The sequence below is a fragment of the Streptomyces sp. NPDC079167 genome (assembly GCF_040686735.1).
GTDB lineage: Bacteria > Actinomycetota > Actinomycetes > Streptomycetales > Streptomycetaceae > Streptomyces.
Genome location: NZ_JBFBLO010000006.1, coordinates 397,163 through 420,009, shown reverse-complemented (window position 1 = coordinate 420,009; position 22,847 = coordinate 397,163). Strand labels below are relative to the sequence as shown.

General features: G+C 70.7%; 20 protein-coding genes and 2 rRNA genes. 8 read left to right on the top strand and 14 right to left on the bottom strand.

All coding sequences use genetic code 11. From position 1 onward, the window contains the following. The 4 genes from AB0P41_RS16290 to AB0P41_RS16275 all read left to right on the top strand — a co-directional run. Window positions 1-73: ribosomal RNA gene (locus AB0P41_RS16290) — 23S ribosomal RNA — on the top strand; the annotation flags it as partial. A 78-nt stretch (window positions 74-151) separates the two neighbouring features. Then, window positions 152-268: ribosomal RNA gene (rrf, locus tag AB0P41_RS16285) — 5S ribosomal RNA — on the top strand. A gap of 206 nt (window positions 269-474) precedes the next feature. Continuing rightward, window positions 475-882, top strand: a complete 408-nt coding sequence (locus AB0P41_RS16280) for a YciI family protein (protein ID WP_356708094.1) — start codon at window positions 475-477, stop codon at window positions 880-882. An 8-nt stretch (window positions 883-890) separates the two neighbouring features. After that, on the top strand, window positions 891-2,033 hold the full coding sequence (locus AB0P41_RS16275) for a DUF6596 domain-containing protein (RefSeq protein ID WP_365932533.1): 1,143 nt from the start codon (window positions 891-893) through the stop codon (window positions 2,031-2,033). An 18-nt stretch (window positions 2,034-2,051) separates the two neighbouring features. Here AB0P41_RS16275 and AB0P41_RS16270 read toward each other — a convergent pair whose 3' ends face one another. The 5 genes from AB0P41_RS16270 to AB0P41_RS16250 form a co-directional block, all read right to left on the bottom strand. Next, window positions 2,052-2,720, bottom strand: coding sequence for a response regulator transcription factor (locus AB0P41_RS16270; RefSeq protein ID WP_365932531.1), 669 nt, complete (start codon window positions 2,718-2,720; stop codon window positions 2,052-2,054). Next, window positions 2,717-3,982 (bottom strand): histidine kinase, encoded by a 1,266-nt coding sequence (locus AB0P41_RS16265; protein ID WP_356708091.1) that lies wholly within the window; start codon window positions 3,980-3,982, stop codon window positions 2,717-2,719. The genes AB0P41_RS16270 and AB0P41_RS16265 overlap by 4 nt, the downstream gene beginning before the upstream one ends. 39 nt (window positions 3,983-4,021) lie before the next feature. After that, window positions 4,022-4,810: an ABC transporter permease gene (locus AB0P41_RS16260; protein ID WP_365932529.1), complete on the bottom strand. Its 789-nt coding sequence runs from the start codon at window positions 4,808-4,810 to the stop codon at window positions 4,022-4,024. Next, complete coding sequence (locus AB0P41_RS16255; protein ID WP_365932527.1) at window positions 4,807-5,733, bottom strand: ATP-binding cassette domain-containing protein; 927 nt, start codon at window positions 5,731-5,733, stop codon at window positions 4,807-4,809. Before AB0P41_RS16255 ends, AB0P41_RS16260 begins: the two co-directional genes overlap by 4 nt. Window positions 5,734-5,829: 96 nt before the next feature. After that, window positions 5,830-6,789, bottom strand: coding sequence for a GntR family transcriptional regulator (locus AB0P41_RS16250; RefSeq protein WP_365932525.1), 960 nt, complete (start codon window positions 6,787-6,789; stop codon window positions 5,830-5,832). A 161-nt stretch (window positions 6,790-6,950) separates the two neighbouring features. Here AB0P41_RS16250 and AB0P41_RS16245 point away from each other — a divergent pair, with 161 nt between their 5' ends. Both AB0P41_RS16245 and AB0P41_RS16240 read left to right on the top strand, forming a co-directional pair. Then, entirely contained in the window at window positions 6,951-8,051 is a 1,101-nt protein-coding gene (locus AB0P41_RS16245; protein WP_365932523.1) for an FAD-dependent monooxygenase, read from the top strand. Window positions 8,052-8,105: 54 nt separating this feature from the next. Further along, on the top strand, window positions 8,106-8,660 hold the full coding sequence (locus tag AB0P41_RS16240) for a GNAT family N-acetyltransferase (RefSeq protein WP_356708086.1): 555 nt from the start codon (window positions 8,106-8,108) through the stop codon (window positions 8,658-8,660). A gap of 18 nt (window positions 8,661-8,678) precedes the next feature. On the opposite strand, the gene AB0P41_RS16235 is transcribed toward AB0P41_RS16240, so the two are convergent. From AB0P41_RS16235 to AB0P41_RS16195, 9 genes are all read right to left on the bottom strand, one after another. Further along, the gene (locus AB0P41_RS16235) at window positions 8,679-10,220 is read right to left on the bottom strand and encodes a type IV secretory system conjugative DNA transfer family protein (protein WP_365932522.1); all 1,542 of its coding nucleotides are present in this window, start codon (window positions 10,218-10,220) and stop codon (window positions 8,679-8,681) included. Window position 10,221: 1 nt separating this feature from the next. Beyond that, the gene (locus tag AB0P41_RS16230; RefSeq protein WP_356708084.1) at window positions 10,222-11,640 is read right to left on the bottom strand and encodes an ATP-binding protein; all 1,419 of its coding nucleotides are present in this window, start codon (window positions 11,638-11,640) and stop codon (window positions 10,222-10,224) included. An 18-nt stretch (window positions 11,641-11,658) separates the two neighbouring features. Next, window positions 11,659-13,209 carry an SCO6880 family protein gene (locus AB0P41_RS16225; protein WP_104787694.1) on the bottom strand — a complete coding sequence of 517 codons (1,551 nt, stop codon included), beginning with the start codon at window positions 13,207-13,209 and terminating at the stop codon, window positions 11,659-11,661. Further along, window positions 13,206-14,543 (bottom strand): hypothetical protein, encoded by a 1,338-nt coding sequence (locus AB0P41_RS16220; RefSeq protein WP_365932520.1) that lies wholly within the window; start codon window positions 14,541-14,543, stop codon window positions 13,206-13,208. The genes AB0P41_RS16225 and AB0P41_RS16220 overlap by 4 nt, the downstream gene beginning before the upstream one ends. Next, window positions 14,533-15,399 carry a hypothetical protein gene (locus tag AB0P41_RS16215; protein ID WP_365932518.1) on the bottom strand — a complete coding sequence of 289 codons (867 nt, stop codon included), beginning with the start codon at window positions 15,397-15,399 and terminating at the stop codon, window positions 14,533-14,535. Before AB0P41_RS16215 ends, AB0P41_RS16220 begins: the two co-directional genes overlap by 11 nt. A gap of 187 nt (window positions 15,400-15,586) precedes the next feature. Continuing rightward, window positions 15,587-15,895, bottom strand: coding sequence for a hypothetical protein (locus AB0P41_RS16210; RefSeq protein WP_014047394.1), 309 nt, complete (start codon window positions 15,893-15,895; stop codon window positions 15,587-15,589). Window positions 15,896-16,265: 370 nt separating this feature from the next. Continuing rightward, window positions 16,266-16,913, bottom strand: a complete 648-nt coding sequence (locus tag AB0P41_RS16205) for a DUF402 domain-containing protein (RefSeq protein ID WP_365932516.1) — start codon at window positions 16,911-16,913, stop codon at window positions 16,266-16,268. Beyond that, window positions 16,910-17,809: an aldo/keto reductase gene (locus tag AB0P41_RS16200; protein WP_365932514.1), complete on the bottom strand. Its 900-nt coding sequence runs from the start codon at window positions 17,807-17,809 to the stop codon at window positions 16,910-16,912. The genes AB0P41_RS16205 and AB0P41_RS16200 overlap by 4 nt, the downstream gene beginning before the upstream one ends. 46 nt (window positions 17,810-17,855) lie before the next feature. Further along, window positions 17,856-20,420, bottom strand: a complete 2,565-nt coding sequence (locus AB0P41_RS16195) for a polysaccharide lyase family 8 super-sandwich domain-containing protein (protein ID WP_365932513.1) — start codon at window positions 20,418-20,420, stop codon at window positions 17,856-17,858. A 121-nt stretch (window positions 20,421-20,541) separates the two neighbouring features. On the opposite strand from AB0P41_RS16195, the gene AB0P41_RS16190 reads away from it, so the two are divergent. Together AB0P41_RS16190 and AB0P41_RS16185 are read left to right on the top strand one after the other, a co-directional pair. Next, window positions 20,542-21,186 carry a class I SAM-dependent methyltransferase gene (locus AB0P41_RS16190; protein ID WP_365932512.1) on the top strand — a complete coding sequence of 215 codons (645 nt, stop codon included), beginning with the start codon at window positions 20,542-20,544 and terminating at the stop codon, window positions 21,184-21,186. A gap of 197 nt (window positions 21,187-21,383) precedes the next feature. Further along, complete coding sequence (locus tag AB0P41_RS16185) at window positions 21,384-22,847, top strand: alpha/beta hydrolase (protein WP_365932510.1); 1,464 nt, start codon at window positions 21,384-21,386, stop codon at window positions 22,845-22,847.

Genomic DNA, 22,847 nt, shown 5'->3' with positions numbered 1-22,847 from the left:
GTTGATAGGCCAGATGTGGAAGCCCGGTAACGGGTGGAGCTGACTGGTACTAATAGGCCGAGGGCTTGTCCTCAGTTGCTCGCGTCCACTGTGTTAGTTCTGAAATAACGAACGGCCGTGTTGTATCCGGTGTTGGTTAATTTCATAGTGTTTCGGTGGTCATTGCGTTAGGGAAACGCCCGGTTACATTCCGAACCCGGAAGCTAAGCCTTTCAGCGCCGATGGTACTGCAGGGGGGACCCTGTGGGAGAGTAGGACGCCGCCGAACAATTATTCCGGGAAAGCCCCGTGCCCTTGTGGCACGGGGCTTTTCTGCGTTCACGCCCGGTCACGGAGAGTCATGGAGGGTCACCGAACGGAACGGACGGATCGTCCTGAAAAAGTGTGGCCGGCGATGTCGAGAACCCGTGCCTGGCTTCGTCCCCGTAGTGAAGGCGACCACAATGGGGTCGCACCAGCATCGAGGAGAACGCAATGGCCAAGTACCTGCTGCTCAAGCACTACCGTGGCGCCCCGGCTGCGGTCAACGACGTGCCGATGGACCGGTGGACGCCGGAGGAGATCTCGGCTCACATGCAGTACATGCAGGACTTCGCGGACCGGCTGGAGAAGACTGGGGAGTTCGTCGACGGTCAGGCGCTCGCCCCCGAGGGGGCCTGGGTCCGCTACGACGGTGAGGGACGGCCGCCGGTCACCGATGGCCCGTTCGCGGAGACCAAGGACCTCATCGCGGGCTGGATGATCATCGACGTGGACAGCTACGACCGCGCCGTCGAGCTGGCCGGGGAGCTGTCTGCCGCACCGGGGGCGGGTGGCAAGGCGATCCACGAGTGGCTTGAGGTGCGTCCGTTCCTGACCGCGCCTCCCACCATCACGGAGTGACGTCACCGATGGACGAGGTTCTGCTCAGGAGCCTCACGCCGAGCGTGCTCACCGTCCTCGTCCGCCGCGGAGCTGATTTCGCGGCGGCCGAGGACGCCGTTCAGGACGCTCTGGTCGAGGCGCTGCGGGTCTGGCCGGTCGATCAGCCGCATGACCCGAAGGGTTGGCTGGTCACCGTCGCCTGGCGCAAGTTTCTCGACGCGGCGCGGGCGGACGCCGCCCGCCGTCGGCGCGAGGACCGCGTCGAGGAGGAGCCGGCGCCCGGACCGGCGCGGGCGGTGGACGACACGCTCCAGCTCTACTTCCTGTGTGCCCACCCGGCGTTGACCCCGGCGTCGGCGGTCGCGCTGACCCTGCGCGCCGTCGGTGGGCTGACCACTCGGCAGATCGCCCAGGCATATCTTGTGCCTGAGGCGACCATGGCGCAGCGCATCAGCCGGGCCAAGCGCACTGTCTCGGGGGTGCGGTTCGACCATCCCGGCAACGTTGCCACGGTGCTGCGCGTGCTGTATCTCGTCTTCAACGAGGGGTACTCCGGAGATGTCGACCTGGCTGCCGAGGCGATCCGGCTCACCCGGCAGCTCGCGGGCGCGATCGATCATCCCGAGGTCGCGGGGCTGTTGGCCCTGATGCTGCTCCACCATGCCCGGCGTGCGGCCAGGTCCGCACCCGACGGCAGCCTGGTGCCTCTGGCCGAGCAGGACCGGGGGCTCTGGGACACCGAGTCGATCGCCTCGGGCGTGGGGATCCTGCAGGCGGCGCTCTCCCGGGACCGGCTGGGGGAGTACCAGGCGCAGGCCGCCATCGCGGCGCTTCACGCGGACGCCCCGACTGCGGAGGAGACCGACTGGGTGCAGATCGTCGAGTGGTACGACGAGCTCGCACGTCTGACGGACAGCCCGGTGGTCCGGCTGAACCGTGCGGTGGCCGTCGGCGAGGCCGACGGACCGCGCGCGGGTCTGGCAGCACTCGTGGGGCTGGAAGCCTCACTGCCCCGCCACACTGCTGTGACGGCGTACCTCCACGAGCGGGACGGAGACCTGGCCACTGCCGCACGGCTTTACGCGGAGGCGGCCCGGAAGGCGTCCAACCTTGCCGAGCGTGACCATCTGACGCGCCAGGCCGCCCGGCTCAACCGAGCCCGGCCGTAAAGGGTGTGAAGTGCGTGATCACCGCGGGTTCACGATCCGCGTGTCGTACGCCAGGATGACGGCCTGGATGCGGTCCCGGGATCCCGTCTTGGCGAGGATGCGGGTGACGTGTGTCTTCACCGTCGATTCGGCGAGGTGGAGGCGCTCGGCGATCTCGGTGTTCGTCCAGCCCTGTCCGATGACCGTGAGGATCTCCCGCTCCCGCTCCGTCAGCGACGCGATGCGCGGGTCGCCGTGGACAGGGCGGTCGCCGGGGGCAGCCGGCAGGTGGTGCACATAGGCGTCCAGGAGCCGGCGGGTGAGGCTCGGGGCGACGACCGCGTCCCCGCTCGCGACTGCGCGGATGCCGGAGAGGAGCTCCTCGGGCAGGGCGTCCTTGACGAGGAAGCCGCTCGCGCCGGCCCGAAGGCCGTCGTACGCGTACTCGTCCAGGTCGAAGGTCGTCACGATGAGGACCCGGGTCCGGGCCCCGGACGCGACGATGCGGCGTGTGGCCTCGATGCCGTCGAGTCCCGGCATCCGGATGTCCATGAGCGCGACGTCGGGGTGGTGGCGGGCGACCAGGCCCACCGCCTCCGTGCCGTTGGCCGCTTCACCGACGACGGTCATGTCGTCCTGGCTCTCCAGCAGCATGCGGAAGCCGAAGCGCTGCATGGCCTGGTCGTCGGCGATGAGTACCGTGGTCACGGCGGGGTGTCCTCCAGGGGAAGGCGGAGTCGTGTCTGCCAGCCGCCGGCGGGGAGCCGGCCCGATTCGAGTGTGCCGTTGTAGAGCGAGGCGCGCTCGCGCATTCCGCTGATGCCCCGTCCGTGACCGGGGCTCCCGCTCTCAGGAGCCCGCGGCCCGCCGCCGGTGTCCGTGGTCCGTACCTCCAGGCCGGTCGGCGTGTAGGTGAGGGCGACCTCGGCGGTGGCCTCGGGGCCGGCGTGTTTGAGGGTGTTGGTGAGGGATTCCTGGACCACGCGGTAGACGGCGAGTTGGTGTCCGGGCGAGGCGGGGTCGGGCGGTGGAGTGCCGTGGACCGTGAGCCGTACGGGCAGCCCCGCTTCCCGTACGCCGGTGAGCAGGGTGTCCAGGTCGGCGAGTGAGGGCTGGGGCGCCAGGTCGGCGGCCGGTGCGGGTTCGCGCAGGACGCCCAGTACGCGCCGTAGTTCGGCGAGGGCCTGCCGGCTCGTCGTGCCGATGGCTTCGAGGGCCTGGCCGGCGCGTTCCGGGTTCTTGGCCGCGGCGTAGGAACCACCGTCGGCCAGGCCCGTTATGACGGAGAGGTTGTGGCCGATGATGTCGTGCATCTCGCGGGCGATACGGGCGCGTTCGGCGGCGGCCGCGAGCTGGGCCTGCTGGTCACGTTCGCGTTCGAGCCGGTGGGCGCGTTCGACGAGGGCCTCGGTGTACTCGCGGCGGGTGCGCACCACGATGGCGAGCAGGGTGACGAAGACGAATCCCCAGAGGTAGGAGACGAGTTGCCGGTCGGCGGTGCCGGGGATCAGGACCGCTCCGGTGGCGGCGGGCAGGCACAGCAGCAGACCTGCCCGGGCCAGTGTCCTGAAGGGCAGCCGGAGGGCGATCGTGTACAGGGGGATCAGCTGGAGCAGGGCGGCCTGGACGACGGCGCCCGTCCAGATGTTCAGCAGCGCGACCGGGGCCATCACGACGAGTACGGCCATCGGCCGGCGGCGGCGCCACAGCAGGGGGACGGAGAAGCACAGGCTCATCAGCAGGACCAGCGGCTCCGGCGCCTCGACGTTGCGGGCGACGTTGCGCCAGCCGCCGGTGCTGTAGTCGAGCACTGCGACGACGACCCAGAAGGCGGTGACCGCCGTGTCCCAGAGCATCGGCCGGCGGCGGTCGAGGGCGCGGAGCCGTTGCAGGAGTGCCTGGATGTACTGGGTCAGCGGCGCTGTTCCCGTGGCCGGGCGCCCGGAGTAGGGGTCCTTGTCGTCGCCCACCCTGTCCGTCCTCCGTCCGTCCGCCGCCGCGCCGCTCTGTCACGCGTCCCGGCGGCGCAGGACGAGCGCGCCCGCGCCCAGTGACGCACCCGCCCACAGACAGAGGGCGAGCAGCGCCGCGCCGGTGCCGGCGGCGTCCGGGAGCGGGGTTGCCGAGCCGAGCACTCCGGCGGCCTGGGTCGGGAAGTGCTTCAGAGCGCTGTCCACGGCATCGTACGGAAGTACGCCGAGGACTTCGGGCAGGATCAGGACACCGCCGATGTACGCCCCGATGCTGCCGGGTACGGAGCGGAGGGTGGCGCCGAAGCCGAGACCGATCAGGCTGAGCAGGGTGATGGCGACGGCGTTGCCCGCCACGGCACCGAGGGTGCCCGGATCGGTGAGCCCCGCGGCCTTGTCGGTGTCGCCCAGGAAGAGCTGGGCGGCGAGGAAGGTGATCAGTGCGGTGGTGAACATCGAGAGGAAGGCGACGACGGTGAACACCGCGCTCTTGGCCCAGAGGACGGGAAGCCTGCGCGGTACGACGGTGAGCGAGGCACGGATCATTCCGGTGGAGTACTCGCCGGCCGTGACAAGGATGCCGAGGACCGCGAGGCACATCTGGCCCAGCTGGGTGCCGTAGAGGACCAGGACGACGGTGTCGATGTCGGCGTCGCCGCCGCCCGATGTGTAGGTGGCGCCCATGATCAGCCCGATCCCGAGCACCAGCGCCGCCGCCGACAGGAGGGTGATCCAGGTCGAGCGCAGGGACCAGAGTTTGTGCCATTCGGAGCGCAGGACGCGGCGTGGGGTGACGCGGTACGGGGAGGACGCGGTGGTGGTGGTCATGCGAGGGCTCCGGTCATGGGCGTGGTGGTCCGGTATTCGACGGATTCCTGGGTGAGGTCCATGAAGGCCTGTTCCAGGGAGACGGTCTGCGGGGTGAGTTCATGGAGCGGGATGCCGTGTTCGGCGGCGGTACGGCCGATGTGGGCGGCGTCGGCGCCGTGGACGGTGAGCTCGTCGGTGGCACCGGTCATGATCCGCACGCCGGGGCCGGTGAGCAGGGTGCGCAGGGCACCGGCCTGCGGGGTGACGACCTTGACCGAGGCGCCGCCCGCCGCGCGGACCAGTTCGCCGACGGTGGTGTCGGCGAGGAGCCGGCCGCGGCCGATGACGACGAGGTGGTCGGCGGTGAGCGCCATCTCGCTCATGAGGTGTGAGGAGACGAGGACGGTCCGGCCCTCCGCGGCGAGGGAGGTGAGCAGGGTGCGGATCCAGAGGACGCCTTCGGGGTCCAGTCCGTTGACCGGTTCGTCGAGGATGAGGGTCGCCGGGTCGCCGAGGAGTGCGGCGGCGATGCCGAGGCGCTGTCCCATGCCGAGCGAGAAGCCCTTGATCCTCTTGTGGGCGGCTCCGGTGAGGCCGGCCAGCTCCAGGACGTGTTCGACGCGGCTGCGGGGGATGCCGTGGGTGTGGGCGAGGGCCATGAGGTGGTTGAAGGCGGTACGCCCCGGATGGACCGACCGGGCTTCCAGGAGGGCCCCGACCTCGGTGAGCGGTGCGGGGTGGGTGGTGTAGGCGCGTCCGCCGATGGTGGACCGGCCGCCGGTGGGGGCGTCCAGTCCGAGCAGCATGCGCATGGTGGTCGACTTGCCGGCTCCGTTGGGGCCGAGGAAGCCGGTGACGGTGCCCGGGTGGACGGTGAAGTCCAGGCCGTGGACGACGGTTGTGTGCCCGTACCGCTTGGTGAGTTCGTGTGCCCTGATCATGTCGTCGACGCTACGGAGCGGGCGCGTGGCGGTCGTCCGACCGCGGGCTGGACGTGGCGCCGGTCGTAGTACCGCGGTACGACGGGCCGAGGGGGGTTACCGGCGGGTGGGGGTCGTGCCCTCGATGACGGGGGTCAGCCCGTCGAGGAGGGCCCTGAGGCCGAGTTCGAAGAGTGTGTCGAGGTGGAGGTCGTAGCCGCCGTCGTCGAAGGAGCCGACCACTTTCGCGAAGGTCGGGAAGCGTCCGGAGCCGACCAGGCTCTGGAGGGTGTGGGCCCGGCTGTCCATCCACTGGTCCTCGGACTGGCCTGTGGTGGCCGCGGCGTGTGCCTCCCTTTCCAGGTGGACCGCCAGCCCCTGGACGTGGCTGAAGAGCAGTACGTGGATGTCGAACAGCGCGGTGGTGTCCAGGCCGTGTCCGTCGAGGGCGCTGAGTGACCATTCGCCGTGGACCATCAGGTTGGGGAGGAGCAGGGGGCGGGTGAGGGAGGAGAGCTGGGCGAGCCAGGGGTGCCGTCGGTGGAGGGCCCACAGGGTCCGCGCGCCCAGTTCGAGTCGGGCACGCCAGCCGTCCGGGGCCGGGTCGGGGTAGGTCTCCTCGCCGAACGCGGCATCCGCCATGAGCAGGATGAGGTCGTCCTTGCCGGTCACATGGCGGTAGGCGGACATGGGGGCGACGCCGAGCCGGGCCGCGATCCCGCGCATGGAGAGGGCCGGCAGTCCTTCGGTGTCCGCGATGTCGATGGCCGTGCGGACGATGCGGGTGGTGGTCAGGTCCTGCTCGGTGGGCGCGAGGGCCGGCTTGCGCCTGCGGGGCTGTCCCGGGGACGCGACGACGGTGCCGGCTCGGGGACGGGCCTCGACCAGGCCTTCCGTGCGGAGCGTCGCCAGGGCTTTGGTGGCGGTCGCGAGGGCGACGTTCCACTCCTTGGCGACCTGGCGGGTCGAGGGGACGCGGTCTCCGGGGGCCAGTTCGCCTTCCGCGATGCGCTGCCGGATCTCTGAGGCGATGCGCAGGTACGGCGGCTCGCCGCCTCGTGCTGTGAGCTCTGTCACAGTGCCCCCTGTTCGGTCGCTGTACTAGTTCAGACGGTACCAGCAGAGGTAGTCGCCCAGGCGTATCTGTACTAGATCAGCGCCTCTGTGAGGCCGTTGATCGGGCCCCTGTGTACGCCGTACGTTCAGTGGACGCGTACGGCGTACGAGAGGAGCTTTCCATGCGTACTGTTCTGGTGTCGGGCGGCGGGATCGCGGGCCCCGCGCTCGCCTACTGGCTGAACCGTCACGGCTTCGCGGTGACGGTCGTGGAACGTGGGACGGGCCTGCGGCCCGGTGGCCAGGCCGTGGACGTCCGGGGCGTCGCCCTCGACGTGATCGAGCGGATGGGCCTGCTGCCCGAGGCGCGGGCGGCGCGCACGACGATGCGGGGCATGTCGGTGCTCGACGCCGACGGCAAGGAGATCCACCGGTCCACCGAGGCCACGTACAGCAGCGGGCGGCTGGACAGCGACGACATCGAGGTACTGCGCGAGGACCTGGTGCGGATGATCCATGAACGTACCCGCGAGGACGTCGAGTACCTCTTCGGGGACACCGTCACCGCGCTCGACGAGGACGAGAAGGGCGTGCGGGTGGACTTCGCCCGGGCGGAGTCCCGGACCTTCGACCTCGTCGTGGGGGCCGACGGCCTGCACTCGACCGTGCGGCGGCTGGCCTTCGGCCCCGAGGAGCGGTTCTCGCACCATCTGGGCAGCTACCTCTCGGTGTTCGGTACCGACAACTTCCTCGCGCTGGAGGACTGGCAGGTGTGGCTCCGTGACGGTGACATCGGCTACGGCATCATGCCCGTCCGCGGCAACACCGAGCTGAGAGTCGCGTTCGGCTTCGAGTCCGGTCCGCTCGCCCGTGACGCCGACGCGCTGCGCGGGATCGTCACGGAGCGCCTCGCGTCGCTGCGGTGGGAGGGCGCGCGTCTGGCCGAGGCGGCGCTCCACGCCCCGGACTTCTACTGTGACGCCATGGCGCAGATCCGCATGGATCACTGGTCGCGCGGCCGGGTGGCCCTGCTCGGTGATGCCGGCTACTGCCCTTCCCCGCTGTCGGGGCAGGGCACCAGCCTGGCGCTCGTGGGCGCCCATGTGCTGGCGGGCTGCCTGGCCCAGTCCCCTGGCGACCATGCGGCCGTCTTCACCCGTTACGAGGAGAGGATGCGTCCCTTCGTCGCCCTGAACCAGTCGCTGGCGACCGAGAATCCGGGTGGTCCCGCAGCCGAGGAGTCCGTCGAGCTTGCCAAGAACGCCCTGTCGCTGGACGGCTGAGAGGGGCGGTGTATCTCGTTTGCCGTGGTGGGGGCGGCAGGGCACGATCGGCGGATGGACTATGTCGTACGTGCGGTGCGGGCGGAGGAGTGGGAGCGGGCCAGGGAGATCCGGCTGGCGGCGCTCCGGGACCCGGTCGCCTCGATCGCCTTCCTGGAGACCTCCGAGCAGGCTCTGGCCAAGCCCGATGTGTTCTGGCAGGAACGGACGGCGAGTGCGGCCGAGGGTACGCATGTCCGTCAGTTCGTCGCCGAGGCTCCGGACGGGCAGTGGGCGGGGACGGTGTCGGTGCTCGTCGAGCGGCCGGCGGGCGAGCCGGGGTTCGGGGAGGCCGCGGAGGTCGATCAGGCGCACCTGGTGGGGGTGTTCGTACGGCCGGAGCACCGGGGGAGCGGGGTGGTGGACGCGTTGTTCCGCGAGGCGATCGACTGGGCCTGGTCGCTGGACGGGCCGCCGCTGGAACGGGTGCGGCTCTACGTCCACGAGGCCAACGCGCGCGCCGAGGCGTCCTACCGCCGGATCGGCTTCGCCCCCACGGGGCGGACGCTGCCGATGCAGGGTGACCCGGATTCCCTGGAGCTGGAGTTCGAGGTCCGTCGGCCGGAGTAGGAGCGGCTGTCGTCGCGGTCAGACCGGGCCGGGTGCCGGCAGGCGTTCCCGCCAGCGGGCACGTGCCTGTTCCTCGGAGCGGAGTGACACCAGGGCGGGCATCCCCTGGGACCGGCCGGAGAGAAGCAGGTCCGGGAGCTCGGGGAAGGGTGCCACGGCGGCGACGTCGTCGAGGACGAGCGTCATTGGTGGGTCGAGCCGACCGTCGGTTGACCGTGCGGCCATGCGGCGGCCGTGCTCGACCACGTGCGAGGCGAGTGCGGTGAGCAGGGGCATCGCACCGGGGTGGTGGTGAGGGTCCTCGATGGGTTCACCCACCACATAGAGCGTTCCCCCTTCGTCTGCAAAAGAATCCAGTACGAGCGCATCGGCTCGGTTGGGTGTGCACGCATCCCGGATGTGGACCGAGGAGAGCGCTTCGAAGGCCCGTACGGTCAGTTCCTGGGCCATGTCCCGGCGTTCGGGATAGGCGGTGAGCGAGGACTCCAGGAGCCCGGCGAGCCCGGACGCCGCTTTGGGGTGCGTACGGAGCACACGGACCGGCTCGTGGGCCCCGGAGCCGGAGGCCCAGCGGTGGACCTGGCGGAAGGGGCGGCCGTCCACGGCGGCGGCGTGCAGCCAGCACCGGAGGAGGGTCTGGGCGGTGTCGGCGACGGCTGCGTCGGCCCTGGCCAGGGGGCGGACCGGGGCGAGGAGGGCGGCCGCCCGGGAGCCGGCGGCGGCGGGGTCCTCGCAGCCCGTGACGGGGGACCAGTGGAGGCGGTCCGGGGTGTCGCAGAGGTGGCCCGGGTCGTAGACGAGCACCGGGCCGAGCTTGCTGCGGGCGTCCTTCGTCTCGGCCCAGACGGTGGGGTCCGAGGTCACGACGAGTGCGGGGCCGTCGGCGTCCCGGATGGCCTGGACGACGGCGGGGCGGCGGGTGGCGGACGCGCCGTAGACGATGTGTGGGGCGCGGGGCGTGGGGACCAGCGGGGCGGGCTCGTGCGCGTACGCGGCGAGGGCGGGCTCCTGCGCGTGTGGGGCCGGGACCGTTTCCATGGGGACCGCCTCCACGGGTGAGGGGGCGGGTGCCGGAGCGGGCGTCCGGGGTGCTGCCTCGGGGAGCGTCGTTTCCCGTGCGGGCTCCTGGACCGCCGGGCCTGTGCGTACCGGCTCCCGGACGGATTCGTACGCTGCCGCGCGCCTCTGTCTCCGGACCAGGCGCCAGCGGGCCACCACACCCACCGCGAACACGGTCAGGACCAGCAGCACCATCACCTCGCCGATGAACAGGCCCCAGAACAGCCCGTACCCGGAGAGCTCGCCCGGCGGGGTGTCCGGCCAGGCGCCCGGCAGATCCGTCGGCTCGACGGCCAGGGCGCGCAGCGCCAGAGGGGTCCGCGGGAACGTGACACCGTCCGGCCAGCCCCCGTGGGCGAACAGCCCGGCGAGGCCCGTGGCCGTCCAGGCCAGGACCGTCAGCCCGAAGAGGAAGGCCAGCAGGCCGATCAGCAGCCCGTCCGGGACACCGCCCTGGCCCTCGCCGCCGCGCCCCGAACCGGATGGTGCCTGGCGTGCCATGTCATGCCACCGTTGACTCGGACGACTCGTTCAGCCGTTGCTGGTGCTCGATCCGTGCCGCCCGCTGCTCCGCCTCCAGCTCCGCGGCCCGTACGTCCTCGGGGAGGAGGTCCGCCGCGGAACCCTCGGTCATCGCGCGGTCGGTGAAGACCAGGGGGCGTTCCGCCTCGGTGATCAGGTGTTTGACGACCTGGACGTTGCCGTTGACGTCCCATACGGCGATGCCCGGGGTCAGCGTCGGGATGATCTCGACCGCCCACCGGGGCAGGCCGATCACCTTGCCCGTCGCTCTCGCCTCGTCCGCCTTCTGGGCGTAGATCGTGCGGGTCGAGGCCATCTTCAGGATGGCCGCCGCTTCCTTCGCCGCGGCTCCGTCGACGACGTCGCTGAGGTGGTGGACGACGGCGACGAAGGACAGTCCGAGGCGTCGGCCGAACTTCAGCAGGCGCTGGAAGAGCTGCGCCACGAAGGGCGAGTTGATGATGTGCCAGGCCTCCTCGACCAGGAAGATGCGCTTCTTCCGGTCGGGCCTGATCCAGGTGTGCTCCAGCCAGACACCGACGATCGCCATGAGGATCGGCATCGCGATGGAGTTCCGGTCGATGTGCGAGAGGTCGAAGACGATCAGCGGCGCGTCGAGGTCGATGCCGATCGTGGTCGGGCCGTCGAACATGCCGCGGAGGTCACCGTCGACGAGCCGGTCCAGGACGAGGGCGACGTCCAGGCCCCAGGCCCGTACGTCGTCTATGTCCACGTTCATCGCCGCGGCGGACTCGGGCTTCGGGTGGCGCAGTTGCTCCACGATGTCCATCAGGACCGGCTGGCGGTCGACGATGGTGTCGTTGACGTACGCGTGTGCGACCTTGAGGGCGAAGCCGGACCGCTCGTCGAGGCCATGGCCCATGGCGACCTCGATGATCGTACGGAGCAGGGCGAGCTGGCCCGTCGTGGTGATCGAGGGGTCGAGCGGATTGAGCCGGATGCCGTCGTTCAGCGCGGCGGTCGGGTCGAGGCGGATGGGCGTGATGCCCAGCTCCTCGGCGATGAGGTTCCACTCGCCGACGCCGTCCTCACCCTGGGCGTCCAGGACGACGACCTGGCGGTCGCGGAAGCGGAGCTGGCGCAGCACATAGGTCTTCTCCAGCGCCGACTTGCCGTTGCCCGACTCGCCGAGCACCAGCCAGTGCGGGGCGGGCAGCTGCTGCCCGTACAGCTGGAACGGGTCGTAGATGTAGCCCTTGCCCGAATACACCTCACGCCCGATGATCACGCCGGAGTCGCCGAGGCCGGGCGCGGCGGTCGGCAGGTAGACGGCCTGGGCCTGGCCCGTCGACGTACGCACCGGCAGCCGGGTCGTCTCCACGGCCCCGAAGAGGAAGGCGGTGAAGGCATCCGACAACGCGGACAGCGGATCTCGCATGGCGTGACTGCCCTCTCGTTAGCGACGGATGCCGGTGGCGAACGGCAAGGTGTTCACAAAGGCGCGGTGGTGCTCCCGGTCGCACCACTCCAGCTTGAGATACGACTTGCCGGCCGAGGCCCGGATCGTGCGCTTGTCGCGGGCGAGTGCCTCGGGGGACCGGGACGACACGGTGATGTACCCCACCAGATTCACCCCGGCCGCGCCGCTCGCCAGATCTTCACCCCGCTGGTCGAGCCGGCCGTGGGCGGCGATGTCGCGCGGGTCGACCGTGCGGTTCATCTTGGCCTGGCGGCTGGCCTCGGCGTCGTCGTTGGTCTTCTCCGTGAGCATGCGCTCGATGGCGACCTCGGTGGGTTCGAGGTCCATGGTGACCGCGACCGTACGGATCACGTCGGGCGTGTGGACGAGGAGGGGGGCCAGGAAGTTGACGCCGACGGGAGTCATCGGCCATTCCTTCACCCAGGCCGTCGAGTGGCACCAGGGGGCGCGGGTCGTCGACTCGCGGGTCTTGGCCTGGAGGAAGGTCGGTTCCACCGCGTCGAGTTCGGCCGGCCAGGCGTTGCGCTTCGTCATCGCCTGGATGTGGTCGATGGGGTGGTCCGGGTCGTACATCGAGTGCACGAGGGAGGCCAGCCGGCTCTGGCCCAGGGGCTGGCGGACCCTGATGTCCGCCTCGGCGAGGCGGGCGCAGATGTCGGTCAGCTCGCGCGCCATGACGACGGCGAGTCCCGCGTCGCGGTCGATCCTGCGGCCGCCCTTGGGGCGTACGGCGCGGGCCATGGCGTTGGCCTCGGCCGCCAGGTCGCGGCTGTAGTGCATGCAGGCGACGAGGTAGGCGCGGTGCTGCTCGCTGGAGGTCGACACCATGGACTGGAGCTGGTCGTAGGACTCCTGGAGCCAGCCGGGCGCCGACCTGTCGCCACGCTGGGCGACGTCCTTGGCGTGGGCGTCGGGGTCGGCGGGCAGCGTACGGGCCAGCATCTGGAGGCGGGTCACGAAGCCGTCGCCGTTGGCCACGTGCTTGAGCAGGGTGCCGAAGCGGTCGACCAGGGCCTCCTGGTCCTCGCTGTCGCGCAGGCCGACCCCGGGGCCCTCGATCTCGATGGCGGCGGTGACCGTACGCCGGTCGGCGTGCAGCAGTACGGCGATCTCGTCGGGGCCGAACGGTGCGGCCAGCCAGCTGATCCGGCCGATGCCGGGCGGCGGCCCGATCTCCACCTCACGCCCGTCGGCGCTGACCCCGGCCTCCATCGCGGAGGAACGGTAGGCCGTGCCCCGGCGCAGGGTGCGCTTGAAGCTGCGGTTGATCTCGAACCACTTGTAGAAGGTGCGGCCCTTGTAGGGGAAGTACACGACGGCCAGGGCCAGCATGGGGAAGCCCACGAGCGTGACGATCCGGAGGGAGAGGACCGGGACGAGGAGTCCGCTCATCATGCCGAGGAAGGCTCCGGCGATGATCAGCGCGATCTCGCCCGTCTCACGGTTCTTGCCGACGATCGCGTTCGGCCGGGCGCGGCCGATGAGATACGTACGGCGGGGCGCGATCGTGTGGGACTGGGTCGTCAACGCCCTCCACCTCCTGTGCTCGTGTTACCTGTGCTGCCTGAACCGCCTCGGGGGGAGCGGCTGCCGTGGGGGGTGCCGGAGGTGGGTCCGGCCCCGCTGCGGGGCGAGGGCGCGGAGCCGCCTCCGCCGGGGGTACGGGTGCTGTGGGCGGCGACCCCGCCGCTGGCCGGGTTGGCGGGCCTGGCGCCTCCGCCTCCGCCGCCTCCTTCACCGCCGCCTCCGCCGCGGCCGCTGTGCGTCTTGATGCCCTGGGAGACGAGAGCTGCGGGCGAGCTGATCATCGCGGCGGCCTGGGAGCCGTCGGTGGCCTGCTTACGGTTGGTGCGGGCGCCCTGGATCTCGTCGCCGAAGCCGGGGACGAAGCGGTAGATCATGGCAGAGGCGAAGATGGCCAGCAGGATGATGGCGAGGCCGGACACGACGGCCGAGAAGGCGTTGGGTCCGTCGTCGGCGGAGAGCGCCCCGGCGAGCCCCAGCACGATGACGATGACCGGCTTCACCATGATCACGGCGATCATGATGCCCGCCCAGCGGCGCACGTGGCCCCACATGTTCTTGTCCACGAGCCCGGAGTACACGACGACGCCGAGCAGGGCGCCCACGTAGAGCAGGGCGGCCCGGATCACGAGTTCGAGCCAGAGGATGCCGGCGGCGAGGATCGACACGAGCGACACGACGATCAGCATGATCGGGCCGCCGCCGATGTCGGTGCCCTTCTTGAGCGCCTCGGCGAACGAGCCGAAGAAGACATCGGTCTGCCCGCCTGTCGCGGCGGAGATGACCTCGGTGACGCCGTCGGTGGCCGAGACGACCACGTACAGGATGAGCGGGGTGAAGGCCGAGGCCAGGACCGTGAGCCAGAGGAAGCCGATGGCCTCGGAGATCGCGGTGGTGAACGGCACGCCCCTGATGGCGCGCTTGGCCACGGCGAAGAGCCAGAGGACCAGGGTGAGGATGGTGGAGGCGGCGAAGACGACGGCGTACTGGGTGCGGAAGGTGGAGTTGGTGAAGTCGACGGTCGCGGTGCTCTCCACGGCCTCGCTCAGCTTGCCCACGAGGTAGGCGGCGGCGTCGGCGCAGCCGCGGGCGAGGGAGGTGAGGGGGTCTAGGGCGTCGTCGGTGACGGGGGGAGTGCTGCGGGCGGTGGCTCCGGCTTCGCCGTCCTCGCAGTAGTCGCGGGCGGCACCGTAGATGAGGTCGCAGGGGTTGTTGCTGGGGCTGGGCGTGGGTGTCGGGGCGGCAGTGGCTCGTGCGGCGAACACGATGAGCGAGGCCTGCATCGCGGCCAGGAGGGCTACGACCGACCTCGGACGGCGCCAGGGTTTACCGGGCATAGGTGAAGCCTCCGAACCCGTTGACCGCGCCAGCGATCTCGTCGGCGCTGGACGCCCTGTTGTCGCCGCCCACAGGGGCCGGGCCGTCCTTCTGGGAATGGGTGATGGCCTTCCAGTCGCCACCGACCCACTGAAGTTCCATGGTGATGGTGAACCAGCCATCGGTTACTGGCTTGGTCGATCCTTCGCCGGCCAAGCCGATCAGGCCGGAGCACCAGACCTCGACGGTCGCGCTGTCGGTGGACGACTTCGTCGCTTTCGTGCCGATGGGTGTCGTGCGTGAGATGAAGGCGAACCCGGCAGGGGCAGTTCCGTCGTCGTTGAGGCCAACGTTTCTGAAGAAGTCAGTGGAGTAGGCCTTGTCGAGCGTGTCCCGGAACTTGTCGACAGACTCTGGCGCGATGACCGCGTCCAGGATGCCGTCCCGCTTCGTCTTGTCGAACATTTCCGCAGACCCCAGCGCCACCGCGTAATTCGCCGCAGCGCTCTGCGCCCCCTGCTCGTCGTGCGCGAAGCCCGAGGCGATCGTGCCGTTCTTGCCCTGGACCGGCTTCGTGCCCGTCGCGGCCGTGGGTCCCGCACCCGCCGCTTCTGCCTTTTTCTCGGTGCCGCCGTCCGACCCGCCGCCCCCGCCCTGGTTCGCGAACGCGATCGCCGCGACCAGGAGGACCACCACGCCCACCACCATGATCAGCGATCGGGAGTTCCGGGCTGGCCTGCGGCCGTAGCCGTCGCCCTCGTCGCCGCCGGGCAGACGCGTACGGGTCTGGCGCGTCCCGCCGAGGGTGCTGTACGCGTCGTCCGGGTGGCCCCCCGGCTCGTGGCCGCCGTAGCCGCGCTCGTCGCCCTGGCTCATGCCGCGTACGCCCCCTCAGCCGTGTGCGGTTCCGCGTGGTACGACCGTAGCGGTGCTGGTTGCCGCGTGGACGCGGTGTGGTGACTCGACATCAGGGAACGAACCTTTGCCGGTGGGCGCGACGGACGGATGGTGTGGGTGGACGGGGACAGGTGGCCCGGTGGCAGGGCGGCCGACTGGCTGCCGGTCAGACAGCCATGCCGTACACAATGGTGAACAGCGTGCCCAGCGATCCGATGATGAAGACGCCGGTCAGCCCCGCCACGATCAGGCCCTTGCCCTGTTCCGCGCTGAAGGTGTCGCGCAGCGCCGTCGCCCCGATGCGCTGCTTCGCCGCACCCCAGATCGCGATGCCGAGACAGAGCAGGATGGCTACCGCCATCACCACCTCGATCATGATGCGCGCCTCGTTGCCCAGGGTCCCGAACGGCCCCCAGTTCGGGGCGATTCCGCCGATGATGGTGGTGATATCGCCCTTTTCAGCTGCCAGGATCATGTAAGTCACCGCCCCTGTTGGGTAGTTCGCAGCCCGCGCCGTGCGACACGGGTCGGTCTCTATCTTCGCTGATGAAACCGGCATCGCACGACGCCTTCCCGGGTCTCTTTACCCGGATCTCGCACGTTTGACCGGAGAAGCCGCCCTGACCTGCGGCTCGCGTAAGGATCTGCCTGCATATGCATGGTTACTCTGTGTATCACGCGGTGTGACGGCTAGCAACGACGGTGGCCATGGTTCCGGATGCGGTCGATGCGTTCACGGGGCGGTGGGCATTCGTACGCGCTGTTCGAGAGCCGTGTGTGCGCCGGTGGCTTCCGGCCGACGCGTCATCAGGGGTCGTACGGGGAAAGCCTTGCGGCCTCCCCTCTCAGAGCACGGTGCGTAGGGGCGCGGGTTCCCGGGCCGGGGTCCTCCAGTGGGACGGTGGCTTGAAGTCGCACCAGGTGCCGTCGAACGGGAACGCCCCCGACTCGGCGAGACGCGTCACGCGTTCCCCCTCGGCGCGGATCGCCGCCGCCTCCGCCGCCGACCAGTACGCGGGGTGCCCCGTCTTCTCGGCGAACGACCGCTCGTCCTTCCATCGCCAGCTGCGGTCCGCCGCCACGGTGATGTCCAGCTCGTGGTCGGTCACGTCGATGTCCTCGCCGTGATGGGTCCGGTGCTCAAGATTCACGTACCAGCCGGCGAACTTCTGCTTCCGCCCGAAGAACCAGAACACCGCGTGGCCGCACCCGGCCGGCTGGTGGATGAGCGCGCTGCCCATGGGCCACCGGCCCGCCCTCGCCGGATAACCCCGGGCAGGCCGGTGCTCGGGCGCGATGTCCCGGAGGTGGGCCCCACGGGGCAGGTCCGTACGCCACATCGGGGTGCCGGTCTCCAGCCACACGAGCTGGCTTTCGTCCGTGCGTTCGACCAGGCGTACGGGTACGGAGGAGCTCAGGTGGCCACCGATGAAGAGGTTCCAGCGCAGGACCCGCCCGGCCTCCGCACCCTGCCCGCCCCCGGTCCCGTTCATGACGCGAGGAGGCTCAGGTCTTCCGGCGTGAGCCGCAGCGCGCCGGCGGCCACGTTCTCGGTGAGGTGGTCCGGGTTTCCGGTGCCGGGGATGGCGAGGACGTGGGGCCCCTGGTGGAGCGTCCAGGCCAGGCGTACCTGCGCGGGTGTCGCCCCGTGACGGCCGGCGACGGTCAGCTGCGCCTCGCTCCGGTCGTCGCCCGATCCTGCCTCGCGGCCCGCGCCGGCGATGGCGAAGAACGGCACGAAGGCGATGCCCTGCTCGCCGCAGGCGCGGAGGAAGGCGTGGTCCTCGGCGGGGGAGCCGATGCCGTACGCGTTCTGCACGCAGACCACGGGGGCGATGCCCTGGGCCTCGGCGAGCTGCTCCGGGGTGGTGTTGGAGATGCCGAGGTGGCGGATGAGCCCGGCCGTGCGGAGGTCGGCCAGGGCGCCGAAGTGGTCGGCGACGGAGGCGGTGGCCTGGCTGCGCGCGAGGCGCAGGTTGACGACGTCCAGGTGGTCTCGGCCGAGCTGGCGCAGGTTCTCCTCGACCTGGCCGCGCAGCTGCTCCGGAGCGGCCCATACCCATGCGCCGGAGGGGTCCCGGCCGGGCCCGACCTTGGTGCTGATGACCAGGTCGCCGGGGTACGGGGCGAGCGCGCTGTTGATGAGCTCGTTGGCGGAGCGCAGTGATGAGAAGTAGAAGGCGGCGGTGTCGATGTGGTTCACGCCGAGTTCGACGGCGCGGCGCAGGACCTCCAGGGCCCGGGCGCGGTCGCTGGGGGTTCCGTCGCCGAAGGCGGCGCCGTTCTGGGGGAGGCGCATGGAGCCGAAGCCGAGGCGGTTGACCGTCAGGTCGCCGAGTTTCCAGGTGCCGGAGGCCGAGGCGTCGATCGATTCCGATGATGAGGGCATCATCGGATTCTTCCACTCGCCGGCCGCCGGAAGCTCCCCGTTCCGGTCAGGGCCTCTCGGCCAGGATCGCCGTGAAGCTGCCCCCGTAGGCCTGGTGCGTGGTGACGTCGACGCGGGTGCCGCCGGGGACATGGCGGACGCGGACGCCGGTGTCGGCCGAGACGCGTCGCAGGGGCCGGCCGTGGAGGGTGACCGAGACGGTGCGCCGCTTCGTCGTGGGGTCCGACACCGCGATGGCGTACGTGCCGCCCCCGGTCCGGCGCAGCAGCACCGATGCCGGGCCGTCGATCGAGAGACGTCCCGCGTGGTGCGTCCCCGGGGTGAAGGCGTTGGCGGCGGTGATGCCGAGGCGGGCGTGTACGGCGGCCTGCAGGCGGACCGTGTTGGACAGCACGGAGAGCGGGCCGTGGGCGTACGACGCCAGCTGCTGCGCCGAGGCGTTCGGGACGAGGGCGTGTGCCGCCGCGAGGGGGCGTCCTCCGGCGGCCTGCTCGTAGGACAGTGTGAAGAGCCGCTTGGTCACTGCCGTGTCCGCGTTGGCGAGCCGTACGAGACGACGGCTGCGCGTGACCGTGTCGAGCGCGACGACCGGGGCGGGACCGGCGAGGAAGACGTAGCCGACTGCTGTGCCCTGCGCTTCGTCGGTGTACCGCAGCCATGCCGGGGGCGCGGTTCCGGCGGCCTCCCAGGGGGATCCGTCGCGCAGGGCGCCCGTGACGGCGACGGGGGCGGAAGGGGCGGCGATGCGGCTGTCGACCGTCGTGGTCACCGCGCGGCCCGCCCGGCCGGTCACGCCTGCGGAGAGGACGAGGATCTCGTCGTCGAACATGAGCCACGACCTGGTGGCACCCGCCGCCCGGTAGGCGACGAAGTCCGCGGGCAGGGTGCCCGCCTGCTGGGCGGCGTACGCGGCGTCGTCGGACTGCACGAGACCGGCCACCCCGTACGCGCCGAGGCGGGCGCCGCCGGAGAACGCCTGGGTGGCTCGGGGGAAGTAGACGTACGTGTTCTGGGACTCGGAGGACGAGGTGAAGCCGCGCTCCGGGTTGTCGTACCAGAGGTTCCCGTAGAGCTCGGGGACGGTGCGCCGGGTCCCGGCGGGGGCGGTGACGCCCGCGAGGCGGTGGGGCGGGACGGCGGTGAAGTAGTCGATGCCGAAGGCCTGCCGCTGGTCCACGCCGGAGAGATAGAGGTAGTGGGCGCCGTCGCCCTGGAACCAGGGCATCAGGTTCTCGCCGCTCATGTACTCGTACTTGCTGACGCGTTCGGAGCTGCGGGCGAGGGCGAAGGCGTAACCGGGCCGGCGGTGGACGGTGCGGTCCATCGCGTTGAACGCGCTGTGGGAGGCGGCGGGGCCGAGGCCCCGGGCGGGTACGGGCGAGGCGAGGATGTCGGCGTAGCGGGCGATGCTGACGGGGGAGACGAAGGACGTGGGGTCGAGGGCGACCTTCGAGGTCTCCCGCACGTGTTTGACGTACCCCTGGAGCGCTTCGGCCTCGCTGCCCGAGGTGTGCGCGGAGAGGTCGACGACGGCCTCCACGACGGCGGCGACGTCCGCGTATCCCGTGCCGGTCCGGGAGACCGCCCGCCCTTTGACGATCTCCATCATCCAGCCCTCGAAGATCAGCGGGGCGAAGCCGTCGGCGACCCAGCCCCGCACGACGCCGACGAGGCTGTCGTCGGGGAGGTAGCCGGTGCCGTCGAGGATCTTGACGGTCTGGACGATCCGGGTGAGCAGCCCCTTGCCGTAGGAACCGGTGTACGCGACGGAGGAGTGCTGGACGAACGAGCCGTCGGCGTAGAAACCGTCGGTGACCCCGTGGCGCGGCCGGTACGGGTCGATCGTCGAGTAGACGGTCAGCTGGTCGGCGAGGGCCTTGGTGATGCGGGTCTCGTCCCCGAGCAGGGCGCCCTGGAGGATCCGGTTCGTCGTGATGTCGGCGAGATTGGCGCCGGTGTGGAACCGGGAGTCGAGATCGACGTCACCGTCCTTGCCGTTGCGGAGGTACGCGTCCATGGAGGCGATGTACGTCGCCGGGAGCTCCGGCCGGTGTGCCGCGATCTCCTCCCCGAGCAGGACCAGGGTCTTGGTCACGTGGGCCGGGATGCCGATCTCCCAGTGGAACCAGTTGCCGTAGTAGCCCTTCGACTGGTCACCGAACCAGCCGTCGTGGAGGCGGACCAGGCCGTCGACGACCCGGCGGCGGGCCTGTGCGGTGTCGTCGGTTCCGGCGAGTCGGGTGGCGAGGGCGATCTCGTAGAGGTACTGGTACGACGTGCTCAGATTGGAGTCGCTGGTGCCGAGCGGCAGGCCCTCGAAGAGCTCGTCCGGTCCGGCGCCGTCCATCGCGGCGAGCCGGGCCCGCGCAGTGGCCCGCAGCGAGGCGAGTCTGGGGGCGACCTCGGGGCGGGCGTTGGACTCGGCGGTGCCGGCGAAGACCGCGACGGTGTTGGTGAGCAGGGCGGCCGGGTTTCTCTCCGAGGAGCCGGGAGCCTCATGTGAGGCGGCGGCGCCGCGCCCGGGAGCGGCCTCGGCCCGCAGGCTCTGGGACAGTGCCCAGAGCGTGGCTGCGGGGATCACGGACAGTGCGGAACGCCGCGAGAACTCCACCAGTACGCTCCAAAGTCCGGCCCGTAAACGCTTGTTCTCCTGGCGCCCAGCCAAGCAACGGCCTTCGACCGATGTCAACGGCCCGGACCGTTTGTCGGTGCGCGGTGTTAGCTTCCGTTCCATGAGGGGACACCAGGAGGCGGGACACCAGGACAGGACCGGGACGGCCTACGACGGGGTCGTCGAGCTCTACGCGTCGATGTTCGCCGACCGGCTGGAGACACAGCCGTTCGCGCGGTCCATGATCGGAACCTTCGCCGAGCTCGTACGCGGGACGGGGAACCTGCGGACGGCCGACGTCGGCTGCGGCCCGGGGCATCTGACGGCCATGCTCAGCGAGCTGGGGCTGGACGCCTTCGGGCTCGACCTCTCCCCGGGCATGATCGGCCACGCCCGGCAGGCCCATCCGGCGCTGCGGTTCGACGAGGCGCGCATGGAGGACCTGCCGGTCGAGGACGGCGCGCTCGGCGGTGTGCTGGCGCACTACTCGATGATTCACACCCCGCCCGGCGAACTGCCCGCGCTGCTCGCCGAGCAGGTCCGGGTGCTTGCCCCGGGCGGCCTGCTCATGGCGTCGTTCTTCGGGACCGAGGGGCCCGAACCGGTCCGCTTCGACCACAAGGTGGCGCCCGCCTACAGCTGGCCGGTGGAACAGTTCGCCGAACTGCTCGCCGGTGCCGGTCTCATACCGTTCGCCCGGCTGCTCCACGACCCGGCCTCCGAGCGGGGCTACCTCGACACCCACGTGCTGGCTCGCCGGCCGTGAGGCGCTCGCTGCGGGCCGGCCCTTAGGGGCGAACTCCAGGGTCTTGCCGGATACCTGGCGGCGCCCACGCGGACGATGCTCGATGCCTCGGACGAGGTGAGGGGGCAGTCGCTGTGTCGGACGGTCATGCATCGGGTGTACGGCGGAGCAGCCGAGGGCGAGCACGGTCGAACCTCGCCTGGGGTTCGGCGCTGGCCGTGGCGGTCAGCTTCTCGGGGGTGGAGGTCGCGAGCGGTGCGCCAGGCCCGGAGGAGGTGCGGCCGCCCTCGACCGGGCCGGCCGGGGCGGGCGCACGCATCGAGTGGGAAGCCTGCCAGGCCGACGCCTCGGCGGAGTGCGGCGCACTCTCGGTTCCGGTGGACTGGAGCGACCCGGACGGGGCGCACTTCGACCTCCGGCTCGCCCGGCGCAAGGCCACGGACCCGGGCGCGCGGGTCGGCTCCATGGTGTTCGGGCCGGGCGGGCCCGGGGATTCGGGCGTGAGCCGGATCGTGGGCGAGGGCAACATGGGCCGGTTCAGCGACCACCTCCGCAGCCGGTTCGACATCGTCAGCTTCGATCCACGCGGCGTGGGGCTCAGCAACCCGGTCCTCTGCTCGCGGGAGCTCCTGGACAGGCGTCCGGCTCCGGTCATGAAGAACCCGGCCGACTTCGACGCCACGGCGAAGTACAACCGTGAACTGCGTGCGGACTGCCGGAAGAACACCGAGAACGGACTCTTCGACCACGTCGACACCCTCAGCATGGTCAAGGATCTCGACGCGGTCCGCGCCGCCCTCGGTGAGAAGGCCCTGACCTTCCACGGCAGTTCGTACGGCACGCTGCTCGGCGAGCAGTACGCGGAGCAGTACCCGAAGCGTGTCCGAGCCATGGTCCTGGAGTCCGTGGTGGACCACAGCCTGGGCACGAGGGACTTCCTCTCCACGCAGGCCGCCACGCTCCAGGACTCCTTCGACGAGTTCGTGGCGTGGTGCGAACGGACCGAGAGCTGCGCCCTGCACGGCTCGGACGTGCGGGCCCTCTGGTCGGAACTGCTGGAACGCGCAGAGCGGGGGGAGTTGTCGGACGACGGCAGGGCGCTGACCCCGTTCGACCTCAACGTCATGGTGATGAAGCGGCTGTACGACCCCGAATGGAGGAGGCTGGGCACGCTTCTGAGCGCCTTGGAGGAGAGCGAGCCGGAGGCGGTGAGGGCGGCTGGAACGACCGGAGACAGCTCCGAGCCCGCGCTCGGGGAGAACTCGTTCGAGATCTTCTGCCAGGACTGGAGCCTGCCGGTACGCGGCTATCAGGGGTACGCCCGGGAATTGCGCCGCATCGGCAGGATCGCCCCGGACATGAAGTACCCCCGCGCTCTGATGTCCGTCTCCGCCTGCCTCGGCGCACCCGAGCCGGACAACCCTCAGCACCGGCTGAAGGTGAGGGACAGCCGGCCCATCCTGCTCACCAACTCGATCCACGACCCGGCGTCCGGTTACAACTGGGCCACCAACGTGGCTGAGCAGCTCGGCAGTAACGCCGTCCTGCACACCTACGAGGGCTGGGGCCATGGCACGTACAGCAGCAGCCCGTGCGCGGAGGAGACGATCGACGCTTACCTGATCTCGCTCAGGGTTCCGCCGCGCGGCGCGAGTTGCCCTGCGGTCGAACCGGTGGGGTGA